At 59.8% G+C, this 13,563-nt stretch carries 11 protein-coding genes; 10 read left to right on the forward strand and 1 reads right to left on the reverse strand.

Annotated elements, in window-relative coordinates:
• Positions 1–9 precede the first annotated feature (9 nt).
• Positions 10–231 carry a 50S ribosomal protein L31 gene (rpmE, locus tag KGD89_RS24145; protein WP_025262296.1) on the reverse strand — a complete coding sequence of 74 codons (222 nt, stop codon included), beginning with the start codon at positions 229–231 and terminating at the stop codon, positions 10–12.
• Positions 232–396: 165 nt separating this feature from the next.
• Here rpmE and KGD89_RS24150 point away from each other — a divergent pair, with 165 nt between their 5' ends.
• From KGD89_RS24150 to KGD89_RS24195, 10 genes are all read left to right on the forward strand, one after another.
• Positions 397–2,616, forward strand: a complete 2,220-nt coding sequence (locus KGD89_RS24150) for a primosomal protein N' (RefSeq protein WP_025262297.1) — start codon at positions 397–399, stop codon at positions 2,614–2,616.
• A 201-nt stretch (positions 2,617–2,817) separates the two neighbouring features.
• Positions 2,818–4,554, forward strand: a complete 1,737-nt coding sequence (gene argS / locus KGD89_RS24155) for an arginine--tRNA ligase (RefSeq protein ID WP_025262298.1) — start codon at positions 2,818–2,820, stop codon at positions 4,552–4,554.
• Position 4,555: 1 nt separating this feature from the next.
• Positions 4,556–5,251, forward strand: coding sequence for an SPOR domain-containing protein (locus tag KGD89_RS24160; protein WP_025262299.1), 696 nt, complete (start codon positions 4,556–4,558; stop codon positions 5,249–5,251).
• A 173-nt stretch (positions 5,252–5,424) separates the two neighbouring features.
• Positions 5,425–5,955, forward strand: a complete 531-nt coding sequence (gene hslV / locus KGD89_RS24165; RefSeq protein WP_025262300.1) for an ATP-dependent protease subunit HslV — start codon at positions 5,425–5,427, stop codon at positions 5,953–5,955.
• A 46-nt stretch (positions 5,956–6,001) separates the two neighbouring features.
• On the forward strand, positions 6,002–7,339 hold the full coding sequence (hslU, locus tag KGD89_RS24170) for an ATP-dependent protease ATPase subunit HslU (protein ID WP_025262301.1): 1,338 nt from the start codon (positions 6,002–6,004) through the stop codon (positions 7,337–7,339).
• A gap of 122 nt (positions 7,340–7,461) precedes the next feature.
• Positions 7,462–7,839 (forward strand): gamma-butyrobetaine hydroxylase-like domain-containing protein, encoded by a 378-nt coding sequence (locus KGD89_RS24175; RefSeq protein ID WP_038400088.1) that lies wholly within the window; start codon positions 7,462–7,464, stop codon positions 7,837–7,839.
• Positions 7,840–8,261: 422 nt separating this feature from the next.
• Positions 8,262–9,941 carry a class II poly(R)-hydroxyalkanoic acid synthase gene (gene phaC, locus KGD89_RS24180; RefSeq protein ID WP_025262303.1) on the forward strand — a complete coding sequence of 560 codons (1,680 nt, stop codon included), beginning with the start codon at positions 8,262–8,264 and terminating at the stop codon, positions 9,939–9,941.
• Positions 9,942–10,088: 147 nt separating this feature from the next.
• On the forward strand, positions 10,089–10,946 hold the full coding sequence (phaZ, locus tag KGD89_RS24185) for a poly(3-hydroxyalkanoate) depolymerase (protein ID WP_025262304.1): 858 nt from the start codon (positions 10,089–10,091) through the stop codon (positions 10,944–10,946).
• A 160-nt stretch (positions 10,947–11,106) separates the two neighbouring features.
• Entirely contained in the window at positions 11,107–12,792 is a 1,686-nt protein-coding gene (phaC, locus tag KGD89_RS24190; protein WP_025262305.1) for a class II poly(R)-hydroxyalkanoic acid synthase, read from the forward strand.
• Positions 12,793–12,927: 135 nt separating this feature from the next.
• Positions 12,928–13,542, forward strand: a complete 615-nt coding sequence (locus tag KGD89_RS24195) for a TetR/AcrR family transcriptional regulator (protein WP_025262306.1) — start codon at positions 12,928–12,930, stop codon at positions 13,540–13,542.
• Positions 13,543–13,563: the final 21 nt, after the last annotated feature.

A 13,563-nucleotide genomic window follows, 5' to 3' on the forward strand; every position in this document is an offset into this window, starting at 1 on the left:
CGGCCAACATTACTTGGCTTTGGTTGCGCCGAACGCACCGAAACGCGACTTGAACTTGTCGACACGGCCGCCAACGTCCAGAGTCTTCTGCTTACCAGTGTAGAACGGGTGGCACTCGTTGCAAACGTCCAGGCTCAGAGGCTGGGCGAGAGTCGAACGGGTTTTGATGACATTGCCGCAGCTGCAAGTAGCGTCAATGGCTTCGTAAACTGGATGGATATCAGCTTTCATGGATACTTCCTCGGTCTAGCGAGCCGCCACCCAACACTATTGTTGAATACCGCACGCAATTAGGCGGCGTATATTACCAGACAATCCGTCTGACGCAAGCGAACCTTTAAACCGGTCGTCTGCTAAGATCGCCCCTCTTTCCTCATCCACCACAGGAAGCATCGCTTGCCAAACGCCATCCTGCGCCTGGCCCTGCCCTCGCCGCTTCGCCGCCTGTTCGACTACCGCGCACCCGCCGGAGTCTCGCGCAGCGCCTTGCAGCCCGGCATGCGTCTGCGGGTGCCGTTCGGCCGACGGGAAATGATCGGCATTCTGGTGGAAGTGGTCGATCACAGCGAAGTCCCCGACGAAAAACTCAAGCCAGCCATCGCACTGCTCGACAGTCAGACACCCATGCCTGCGTCACTGTTCAAGCTGTGCCTGTGGACGTCCCAGTATTATCAGCACAGCCTGGGCGACACCCTGAGCTGGGCGCTGCCGGTTCTGTTGCGCCAGGGCGAACTGGCCGAAACACGCCAGGAACGCTTCTGGCACGTTACACCCGGCGCAAGTGTCGACGACCCGCGCATCGCCCGCGCACCCAAGCAGCGCGAAGCCCTGACCACACTGGCGCAGCACCCCCATGGCGTGGCGCATCAGTTGCTCAGCAAACTGATGCTTAACAAGGAAAGCCTCAATCTGCTGCTGGCCAAAGGGCTGGTAGAAGTCGAAGTGCGCAGCCATGCCCCTGCTGCGCGCCATGAACACTGGCTGGCGCAGCCGGAACTGCCGCTCAACAGCGAACAGCGCGCTGCCAGCGAAGCGATTCGTGCCGGTTTCGGCAGTTTTCATGCCTTCCTGCTGGCGGGCGTTACCGGCAGCGGCAAGACCGAAGTCTATCTGCAGTTGATCCGCGAAACCCTGGAGGCCGGCAAACAGGCGCTGGTGCTGATCCCGGAAATCAATCTCGGGCCACAGACTCTGGCGCGCTTCGAGCAACGCTTCAATGCCCGGATCGCCCTGTTGCACTCGGCCGTCAATGACCGCGAACGACTGGACGCCTGGCTGGCGGCCCGGGATGGCGAGGCCGACATCATCATCGGCACCCGTTCGGCGCTGTTCACCCCGATGAAAAATCCGGGGCTGATCATCATCGACGAAGAACACGACGGCTCCTATAAACAGCAGGAAGGCCTGCGCTATCACGCCCGGGATCTGGCGCTGGTCCGTGCGCGACAGGAAAACATCCCGATTGTACTGGGCTCGGCCACGCCTTCACTGGAAAGCCTGCACAACGCCTATACCGGTCGTTATGGCCTGCTGCGCCTGAACCAGCGGGCTGGCGGCGCGCAACAGCCACGCTTTCTGCGTCTGGACGTGAAAAGCCGCCCGCTGGACAGCGGCATTTCCGGGCCGATGCAGCAAGCCATCGGCCAGACCCTCGCGGCGGGCCAGCAAGTGCTGGTTTTCCTCAACCGTCGCGGCTTTGCGCCAACCTTGCTGTGCCACGATTGCGGCTGGCTGTCGGGCTGCCAGCGCTGCGATGCACGCATGACTGTCCATCAGCGTTCCGGCGAGCTGCGCTGCCACCATTGCGGGCATGTGGAGCGTGTACCGCGCCAGTGCCCTTCGTGCGGCAAGGTGGATCTGCGGCCCGTGGGCGCAGGCACCGAACGGGCCGAGGAGCGGCTGGCAATTCTGTTCCCAGACTTCCCGGTATTGCGCGTCGACCGCGACAGCACGTCGCGCAAGGACGCGATGAATCAGTTATTCGCCACCATTCAGCGCGGGCAGCCCTGCATTCTGGTGGGCACGCAAATGCTCGCCAAAGGCCATCACTTCCCTAGAGTGACGCTGGTTTCGATTCTGGACGCCGATGGCGGGCTGTTTTCCGGCGATTTCCGCGCCAGTGAGCGCATGGCGCAGTTGATCGTGCAGGTAGCCGGACGTGCCGGGCGCGCCGAAGAGCCGGGCAAAGTGATTATCCAGACCCATCTGGCCGATCATCCACTGCTGATCCAGTTGACCGAGCAAGGCTACTTCGCCTTTGCCGAACAGGCCCTGAGCGAGCGACGCGCTGCCGGCTTGCCGCCCTTCTCGCATCTGGCCCTGCTGCGCGCTGAAGCCCACAAGCCGGGGCAGGCAGAGGAATTCCTCGATCAGGCCTGCGCCGAAGCCGAGCAGTTGCTGGCCCAAATGAATCTGAGCGGCGTTGAACTACTGGGGCCAGTCCCTGCTCCCATGGAGCGACGCGCCGGACGCTACCGGGCGCAACTGCTGGTCCAGGCAAACGCCCGCGCGCCGCTGCATCGCATGCTCAGCACCTGGCTGTTGATGCTGGAACAAATGCCCAGCGGCAGGCAGGTGCGCTGGTCGCTGGATGTGGACCCGGTGGATCTTTATTGAGAGGCGTACTTTTTCGCGAATGAGTTCGTTCCTACGGCTGTGGGTGCATTTCGCAAGCCGGCAGGAACGAATTCATTCGCGAAGCCCACCCCGCGCACATCAGGCCTAAAAGGTTGGCAAGGTGGCTCCAGCAACGGATAATGCCCAGTTTTTCCACCCGCGCATCCCGGCGCCACCGCGCTTGCGGTTGAAGAGAGCATCATGAAAGACACCATTCGCCAGCTGATTCAACAAGCCCTGACCCGTCTCGTCACCGAGGGCGTCTTGCCAGAAGGGCTGACGCCGGCGATTCAGGTGGAAAACGCCCGCGACAAGACCCACGGCGACTTCGCCAGCAATATCGCGATGATGCTCGCCAAGCCGGCTGGCATGAAACCCCGTGATCTGGCTGAAAAACTGATCGCCGCACTGCCTGCCGACGAGCAGGTCAGCAAGGTCGAAATCGCAGGCCCGGGCTTTCTGAACTTCTTCCAGAACACTCAGGCACTGGCTGCGCGCCTGGATGCCGCACTGGCCGATCCGCAGTTGTCGGTCCGCAAGGCTGGCGCAGCCCAGCGCGTGGTCGTCGACCTGTCGGCGCCGAACCTGGCCAAGGAAATGCACGTTGGCCACTTGCGTTCGACCATCATCGGCGACGGCGTGGCCAATGTCCTGGAGTTCCTGGGCGATACCGTGATTCGCCAGAACCACGTGGGCGACTGGGGCACTCAGTTCGGCATGCTGCTGGCCTACCTCCAGGAAAAACCGGCCACCAGCGACGAGCTGTCGGACCTGGAAAACTTCTACCGTGCCGCCAAGCAACGCTTCGACGAATCCGAAGAGTTCGCCGAGCGCGCTCGCGGTCTGGTGGTCAAGTTGCAGGCGGGCGACACCGAATGTCTGGCCCTGTGGACGCGATTCAATGAAATCTCGCTGTCCCACTGCCAGAAGACCTACGAACGCCTCAACGTCAAACTGACACCCGCTGACGTCAAGGGCGAAAGCGCCTACAACGACGATCTGGCCAATGTCGTCAGTGACCTGAAAGCTTCCGGCCTGCTGGTGGAAAGCAACGGCGCCCAGTGCGTCTTCCTCGAAGAGTTCCGCACCGCCGAAGACACCCCGCTGCCGGTTATCGTACAAAAGGCCGGTGGCGGCTACCTGTATGCGACCACCGACCTGGCTGCCATCCGCTATCGCAGCAAGACCCTCAAAGCCGACCGCGTTCTGTATTTCGTGGACCAGCGTCAGGCCCTGCACTTCCAGCAGGTGTTTGAAGTCGCCCGTCGCGCCGGTTTCGTTCATGAAGGCATGCAGCTGGAGCACATGGGCTTCGGCACCATGAACGGCGCCGATGGCCGCCCGTTCAAGACCCGCGATGGCGGCACCGTCAAACTGATCGACCTGCTCGACGAAGCCGAAGAGCGCGCCTATGCGCTGGTGAAAGAGAAAAACCCGGAGGTCGCCGAAAGCGAGCTACGCACTATCGCCAAGGCCGTGGGCATCAGCGCGGTGAAATACGCCGACCTGTCCAAGCATCGCACCAGCGATTACAGCTTCAACTTCGATCAGATGCTGAGTTTCGAGGGCAACACCGCGCCGTATCTGCTCTATGCCTACACCCGCGTATCCGGTGTGTTCCGCAAGCTGGGCACGCCGTTCGATGCCACTCAAGGCCAGATCGTTCTGCAGGCGCCTCAGGAACAGGAGCTGGCTGCACGCCTGGCTCAGTTCGCCGAAACCCTGAACAATGTTGCAGAAAAAGGCACGCCTCACGTTCTTTGTGCTTACCTGTATGACCTTGCGGGTCTGTTTTCCAGCTTCTATGAAAACTGCCCGATCCTTGGTGCGGAAAATCCCGATCAGCAACAGAGCCGTCTGCGTCTTGCAGCGTTGACCGGTCGCACTCTCAAGCAAGGCCTGGATCTATTGGGTCTGGAAACTCTGGAGCGTATGTAAGTTGGCAGTTGCGAAGAAGAAACCGGCTCCCAAGCGGGGCGCCAGCCGTTATCAGGCACCCGCGAAGAAGCCGATTCCAGGATGGTTATGGCTGGCGATTGGCTTGACCGTGGGTGCATTCATCGTCTTTCTGATGAAGCTCGAACCCGGCGGTGAAGACGTAAAACGCGCCAAGGCCGAGGCCAAGGCAGCAAAAATCGCCGAAGCGAACAAGACGCCACCGAGCCCGACGGCACCGGTCAAGCCGAAGTACGACTTCTACACGCTGCTGCCGGAATCGGAAGTGATCGTGCCGAACGAAGCGGTACCGGAAAAGACACCACCGCCCGTGACCCCGATTGCCCCCGTGTCGCCTGAGCAGGCGGCGAAGATCGACACCGCACGCGCCCAGGCGGCCCTCAGCGGCCTGACACCGCCACCGGCACCGCCTGTAGCGACCGCGAAACCGGCGCCAGTGACTCAGTTCTTCCTGCAGGCGGGCTCGTTCCGCAAAAAAGAAGATGCCGACAAGGTTCGCGCGCAGATCATCCTGCTCGGCCAGACCTCGACAGTGGAGTCCGGTACGGTCAAGGAAGAAACCTGGTACCGAGTGCTGGTCGGCCCGTTCAGCAACCGCGAACAACTCACCACCGCCCAGAAGCAATTGGCGAGCGGTGGATTTAGTAACCTGTTGTTGCAGCAGCGCAGCAAGCAATAAGGCGTAGGAGCGAATTCATTCGCGAAGATCGGTATTTCGGACCTTTCGCGAATGAATTCGCTCCCACACAGTCAGCACACGTGGATTATCCCCTCGCGGTTGAAATACCCAACCCCACCCCCATATGAGTCTGCATCAGGGCATTTTCGCCCCGCTGCGTGGAGACTCTCCCCTTGACCACCATCGTTTCAGTGCGCCGCCACGGCAAAGTCGTCATGGCTGGCGACGGCCAGGTTTCCCTGGGCAACACCGTCATGAAAGGCAACGCGAAGAAAGTACGCCGCCTGTATCACGGTGAAGTGATCGCCGGTTTCGCCGGAGCCACGGCTGACGCCTTCACGCTCTTCGAGCGTTTCGAGGGTCAGCTGGAAAAGCATCAGGGCCATCTGGTACGCGCCGCTGTCGAACTGGCCAAGGACTGGCGTACCGATCGCTCCCTCAGCCGCCTGGAAGCCATGCTGGCCGTCGCCAACAAGGACGCTTCGCTGATCATCACCGGTAACGGCGATGTCGTGGAGCCTGAAGACGGCCTGATCGCCATGGGTTCGGGTGGCGCGTTCGCCCAGGCTGCTGCCCGTGCGCTGCTGCTCAAGACCGATCTGTCGGCCCGCGAAATCACCGAGACTGCATTGCACATCGCTGGCGATATTTGCGTGTTCACCAACCACAACATCACCATTGAGGAGCAGGACCTCGCTGAATAAGCCGCTGCCTAGCCGACTTCTTTCTGCCTGAGGACCATCAATTACCATGTCCATGACTCCCCGCGAAATCGTCCACGAACTCAACCGCCATATCATCGGCCAGGACGATGCCAAGCGCGCCGTCGCCATTGCCTTGCGCAATCGCTGGCGCCGGATGCAGTTGCCTGAAGAGCTGCGCGTCGAAGTAACCCCGAAGAACATTCTGATGATCGGCCCGACCGGTGTCGGCAAGACCGAAATCGCCCGTCGCCTGGCCAAGCTGGCCAACGCGCCGTTCCTGAAGGTTGAAGCCACCAAGTTCACCGAAGTGGGCTATGTGGGCCGTGACGTGGAGTCGATCATTCGTGATCTGGCCGACGCCGCCATGAAGCTGCTGCGCGAGCAGGAGATCGTCAAGGTCCGTCATCGTGCAGAAGATGCAGCCGAAGACCGCATCCTCGATGCACTGCTGCCGCCAGCACGCAGCGGTTTCAGCGAAGAACCGGTTTCGACCAGCGATTCCAATACCCGTCAGTTGTTCCGCAAGCGCCTGCGCGAAGGTCAGCTGGACGATAAGGAAATCGAGATCGAGGTCAACGAAACCGTGGGTGTGGATATTTCCGCGCCGCCGGGCATGGAAGAGATGACCAACCAGTTGCAAAGCCTGTTCGCCAACATGGGCAAGGGCAAGAAGAAGAGCCGCAAGCTCAAGGTCAAGGAAGCGCTCAAGCTGGTGCGCGACGAAGAGGCCAGCCGCCTGGTCAACGACGAAGAGCTGAAGGTCAAGGCGCTGGAAGCTGTAGAGCAGCACGGCATCGTGTTCATCGACGAAATCGACAAGGTCGCCAAGCGCGGCAACTCCGGCGGTGTCGATGTCTCTCGTGAAGGCGTACAGCGCGACCTGCTGCCGCTCATCGAAGGCTGCACCGTGAATACCAAGCTGGGCATGGTCAAGACCGACCACATCCTGTTCATCGCTTCAGGTGCATTCCACCTGAGCAAGCCAAGCGACCTGGTACCTGAGCTGCAAGGCCGTCTGCCGATCCGCGTCGAACTCAAGGCCCTGACGCCTCAGGACTTCGAGCGCATCCTCAGCGAGCCGCATGCCTCGCTGACCGAGCAATATCGCGAACTGCTCAAGACCGAAGGCCTGGGTATCGAGTTCCAGCCTGATGGTATCAAGCGTCTGGCCGAGATTGCCTGGCAGGTCAACGAGAAGACCGAAAACATAGGCGCCCGCCGCCTGCACACCCTGCTTGAGCGTCTGCTTGAAGAAGTGTCGTTCAGCGCCGGTGATCTGGCTGGCAGCCCCGACGCCTCGCCTATCCTGATCGACGCCGACTACGTCAACAGCCACCTGGGCGAACTGGCCGAAAACGAAGACCTGTCGCGGTATATTTTGTAAGAGTTGCACGTTGGGAGCTGCAAGCTGCAAGCTGACCGATGCTTGTAGCTTGTAGCTGCTTTCACTTGAGGCTTGTCACTCCCCCACTTGTAGCTTGCCGCTTAAAGCTTGAGGCTATCTTCATGCCCCCCATCCCCACCGCCATCCAGCTCCACAAAGCCTCGAAAACCCTGACGCTGAAGTACGGGGCGGATGAGGTCTATCATTTGCCTGCGGAGTTTCTTCGGGTGCATTCGCCTTCTGCCGAGGTTCAGGGCCATGGCAAGCCGATCCTGCAATTCGGCAAGCTGGGTGTAGGCCTGAGCAAGATAGAGCCTGCGGGCCAGTACGCGCTAAAGCTGACGTTCGATGATGGCCACGACAGCGGTCTGTTCACCTGGGAGTATCTCTATGAACTGTCCAGGCGCCAGGAATCCCTGTGGGAGGATTATCTGCTGGAGCTGCAAAAGGCCGGCAAGTCCCGCGACCCTTCCGAGCAAGTCATCAGGCTCATGCTCTAACCCTCAGAAAAACGACGGCATACGCCCGTCAGTTTTTCCCGCTGTCCCCAATAGCGCCAATCTTTTCCGGAAAGCTCTAGCCTGCCGTTTGACGTATTAGGAAGCGCTTTCTAATCTGTTTTGTTTCAATGTCCCGCGCAGCGGTCAATGACTGACGCTGCTTGCGATTTTTTGAAATCTCGCGTAACCAATGACTTTGGTAAATTCCCTGCATCCCTCCGATGCGCGAATAAGCAGTATGCAAAGCAGTGGTCACACGAAGCGCAGCTGTTCAGGCGCCTTCGCGGTAGCTTGCATAACAAAACCCGGGAATTGGCAGCCAAGCCATCATCGGTCACACGAGCAGTAGTACTGGCGACTCGCCTGTGTCACTGGTTCACAGGGAAAGTCAGTACTCGTCTCAGGACAATGGAGCGTCGTAGATGAGTAGCAAGAACAACGATGACCTGCAGCAGCATGCCTCTGAACACACCTTGGGTCTGAACCCGGTGGTTGGCTTGCGCCGCAAGGATTTACTGACCACCGCTCGCATGGTTCTGCGCCAGGCAATCAAGCAACCGTTCCACAGTCTCAAGCATGTCGCCCACCTGGGTGTTGAAATCAAGAACGTGATGTTCGGCAAGTCGGCCCTGCAACCCGCCGCGGACGACAGACGCTTTGCGGATCCGGCCTGGAGCCAGAACCCGCTGTATCGCCGTTATCTGCAGGGTTACCTGGCCTGGCGCAAGGAACTGCATGACTGGATCGACGGCAGCAACCTGACACCTCAAGACATCAGCCGTGGTCATTTTGTGATCAACCTGATGACCGAAGCCATGTCTCCGACCAACACGGCCGCCAACCCGGCGGCGGTAAAGCGGTTTTTCGAGACGGGCGGCAAAAGCATTTTCGATGGCCTGGCGCATCTGGCCAAGGATCTGGTGCACAACGGCGGCATGCCGAGCCAGGTCAACATGGATGCCTTTGAAGTCGGCAAGAACCTGGGGACCACCGAGGGTTCGGTGGTGTTTCGCAACGAAGTGCTGGAGCTGATCCAGTACAAGCCCATCACCGAGCAGGTCCATGAACGGCCATTGCTGGTCGTACCGCCGCAGATCAACAAGTTCTATGTCTTCGACCTGAGCCCGGAAAAGAGCCTGGCGCGCTTCTGCCTGCGCAGTAACGTGCAGACCTTCATCATCAGTTGGCGCAACCCGACCAAGGCACAGCGTGAGTGGGGCCTGTCCACCTACATCGAGGCCCTCAAGGAAGCGGTGGATGTGGTGACTGCCATCACCGGCAGCAAAGACATCAACATGCTCGGCGCCTGTTCGGGCGGCATCACCTGCACCGCATTGCTGGGGCATTACGCCGCGCTGGGCGAGCAGAAGGTTCATGCCCTGACGTTGCTGGTCAGCGTGCTGGACACCACGCTGGATACCGAAGTCGCCCTGTTCGTCGATGAGCAGACCCTGGAAACGGCCAAGCGCCACTCCTATCAGGCTGGCGTACTGGAAGGTCGCGACATGGCCAAGGTATTCGCCTGGATGCGCCCCAACGACCTGATCTGGAACTACTGGGTCAACAATTACCTGCTGGGTAATGAACCACCCGTGTTCGACATTTTGTTCTGGAACAACGACACCACTCGCCTGCCCGCCGCCTTCCATGGCGACCTGATCGAGATGTTCAAGAACAACCCGCTGACCCGCCCCAATGCCCTTGAAGTCTGCGGCACGCCGATCGATCTGAAGCAGGTCACCAGCGACGTGTTCTGCCTGGCGGGCACCAACGACCACATCACGCCCTGGGCTTCCTGCTACAAGTCAGCCCGCCTGTTTGGTGGCAAGACCGAGTTCGTGCTGTCCAGCAGCGGCCATATCCAGAGCATCCTGAATCCTCCGGGCAACCCCAAGGCGCGCTACATGACCAATCCGGAAATGCCGGCCGAACCTTCGGTCTGGCAGGAAAACGGGACCAAGCACACCGATTCGTGGTGGCTGCACTGGCAGGCCTGGAAGACCGAGCGCTCAGGCAAGCTGAAGAAGGCACCTGCGGCACTGGGTAACAAGGCATTCCCGCCAAGTGAAGCCTCGCCGGGTACATACGTTCACGAACGCTAAGCTGATAGAGAAGAGCGAATGCTTGCTGCCGGGTCCAGGACGGAAGTACCGGCAACAGGCAGGCGCAAACATGACCGTCGCACCTCGGTCGATCTGGTAAAAGCGCAGGACGGCTTTCCCAGCGGTTTAACCAACAGGGCTTAGCGTATGCCTCAACCGTTTGTTTTCCGTTCCATCGATCTGGACGGTCATACCATCCGCACCGCAGTGCGACCCGGCAAGAGCCATCTGACGCCCTTGCTGATCTTCAATGGCATCGGCGCCAACCTTGAGTTGGTGTTTCCGTTTGTCGACGCGCTGGACCCTGATCTGGAAGTCATCGCTTTCGATGTACCGGGAGTTGGTGGTTCTTCGACGCCCAGCCGCCCTTATCGTTTTCCGGGGCTGGCGAAGCTGGCGGCGCGCATGCTCGATTACCTGGATTACGGCCAGGTCAATGCGATTGGTGTGTCATGGGGCGGAGCGCTGGCTCAGCAGTTCGCTCACGACTACCCCGAGCGCTGCCGCAAACTGGTGCTGGCGGCGACGGCGGCCGGCATGATCATGGTGCCGGGCAAACCTCGTGTGTTGTGGTTGATGGCCAGCCCACGGCGTTATATCCAGCCGTCCCATGTCATCCGCATTGCGCCGGAAATCTATGGCGGTGCCTTCCGGCGCGATCCGCATCTGGCAGCCAATCATGCGGCCAAGGTACGTTCGTCCGGCAAGCTGGGTTACTACTGGCAACTGTTCGCCGGCATGGGCTGGACCAGCGTCCACTGGTTGCACAAGATCCATCAGCCGACGCTGGTCCTGGCCGGCGACGACGATCCATTGATACCACTGGTAAATATGCGCCTGCTGGCCTGGCGTATACCCAATGCCCAGCTACACATAATCGATGACGGTCATTTGTTTCTGATCACACGAGCCGAAGCCGTGGCTCCCATCATCATGAGTTTCCTGCAGCAGGAGCGCCAACGCGCTGTCATGCATCCACAGCCCACGCCACCCAAAGGGCACTGATCCGACACGTCGTACTCAACGAAGCAGGAACGCTTCGAGACAATCGCTTTACCGACTGCGCCACGACAGGAGTGTCACACGGAGCAGAACGACGCATGCTGCCATGACAGGCGCTGCGTCAGTCCACTGGTTGATGGCTTGACGAAGGAGTGTTGCCCTCATGCGAGAAAAATCAACGAAGGTCGCCGCCACGACTCCGGCGACTTACATAAATGCACAAAGCGCTATTACCGGCCTGCGCGGTCGAGACCTGTTTCATACCCTGCGCAGCGTCGCCTCCCAAGGCTGGAAACATCCACTGCGCAGTGCCCGACATGCCCTAGCGCTGGGCAGCCAGCTGGGCAAAGTGATGCTTCTGGGAGACATGCCCCATACCCCCAACCCGCGCGACAGCCGCTTCGCGGACCCGACCTGGAGCCTGAACCCGCTGTACCGTCGTGGCTTGCAGGCTTACCTGAGCTGGCAGCACCAGACTCGACTCTGGATCGATGAAAGCGACCTGTCCAAGGACGACCGGGCACGGGCGCACTTTCTGTTCTCGCTGATCAACGATGCGCTGTCACCGTCCAATACACTGCTCAACCCGCTGGCCATCAAGGAGCTTTTCAACTCCGGCGGCAGCAGCGTGCTCAAAGGCTTGGGCCATATGGCCGACGACCTGCTGCACAACAATGGCCTGCCTCGTCAGACCACCAAGGATGCCTTCGAGATTGGCCGTACGCTCGCCACCACTCCAGGCTCCGTGGTGTTTCGCAATGAAATGTTCGAGCTGATCCAGTACAAGCCGATGAGCGAAAAACAGTACTCCCGGCCTTTGCTGATCGTCCCGCCACAGATCAACAAGTTCTACATCTTCGACCTGAGCTCCACCAACAGCTTTGTGCAGTACGCCCTGAAGAATGGCCTGCAAACCTTCGCTATCAGCTGGCGTAACCCCGATGTACGGCATCGCGAATGGGGACTCTCCAGTTACGTCGAAGCGACCGAGGAAGCCATGAACATCTGCCGGGCGATTACCGGCGCACGGGAAGTCAATCTGCTGGGCGCCTGTGCAGGAGGCCTGACTATCGCAGCCCTGCAAGGCCATTTGCAGGCCAAGCGGCAGATCCGCCGGGTCGCCAGTGCGACTTACATGGTCAGCCTGCTGGACAGCCAGATCGAAAGCCCGGCTACGCTGTTCATCGACGAAGAAGCCCTGGAAGCCGCCAAGCGTCGCTCGTATCAGCGCGGCGTGCTGGAGGGCAGCGACATGGGCCGGATCTTTGCCTGGATGCGCCCCAACGACCTGATCTGGAGTTACTGGATCAACAACTACCTGCTGGGCAAGACTCCGCCCGCGTTCGACATCCTGTACTGGAACAACGACACCACGCGCCTGACGGCAGCGCTGCATGGCGACCTGCTGGACTTCTTCAAACACAATCCGCTCAGCCATCCGGGCGGCCTGGAAGTCTGCGGCACGCCCATCGACCTGCAGAAAGTGACGGTGGACAGCTTCAGCATTGCCGGCATCAACGACCACATCACGCCCTGGGATTCAGTCTATCGCTCAACGCTGCTGCTAGGCGGTGAGCGACGTTTCCTGCTGGCCAACAGCGGCCATGTGCAAAGCATCCTCAACCCGCCGGGCAACCGCAAAGCCAACTTTGTCGAGAACGACAAGCTGAGCAGCGACCCGCGGGCCTGGTATTACGATGCCAAACACAACGAGGGCAGTTGGTGGCCAACCTGGCTGAAATGGATTCAGGAACGCTCCGGCACCCAGCACGAAACCCGGATCGAACTGGGCAACGCCAATTACCCTGCGATGGAGGCTGCGCCTGGAACCTATGTGCATGTGCGTTGAAGGTATAAGCAGGAGTGAACTCATTCGCGAGACGTCATTGAAGGCGACAGGTTTTCTTCGGATGCATGGGCCTGTCGCGAATAAATTCGCTCCTACAACCGGTTTGCGCTCCCGAACCCCAACCAAGAAGACTGGATGAAAACCCGCGACCGCATACTTGAATGCGCCCTGATACTGTTCAATCAGCAGGGCGAGCCTAATGTATCCACTCTGGAAATCGCCAACGAACTGGGTATCAGCCCCGGCAATCTCTATTACCATTTCCATGGCAAGGAGCCGTTGGTGATGGGATTGTTCGAGCGTTTCCAGGCCGAACTGGCACCGTTGCTCGATCCACCTGCCGATGCGCGACTCAATGCCGAAGATTACTGGCTGTTCCTGCACCTGATCGTCGAGCGTCTGGCGCACTACCGTTTTCTGTTTCAGGACTTGTCCAACCTGGCCGGTCGCCTGCCAAAACTGGCACGCGGCATTCGCAACCTGCTCAACTCCCTCAAGCGCACCCTGGCTTCGCTACTGGCCAGACTCAAGGCTCAAGGGCAATTGATCAGCGAAACCCAGGCACTGGGGCAACTGGTGGAGCAGATCACCATGAACCTGCTGTTCTCGCTGGACTATCAGCGCATTCTGGGACGCGAAGGGGAAGTACGGGTGGTGGTCTATCAGATCATGATGCTCGTGACACCGCATCTGATACCGACATCAAGGCAGGCGGCCGAAGAGCTGGCCATGCAGTATTTGAGCAGGTAAACCCGACCTGTCGAACAGGTC

Origin of the sequence: Pseudomonas cichorii, from assembly GCF_018343775.1 — a bacterium.
Taxonomy (GTDB): Bacteria; Pseudomonadota; Gammaproteobacteria; order Pseudomonadales; family Pseudomonadaceae; genus Aquipseudomonas; species Aquipseudomonas cichorii.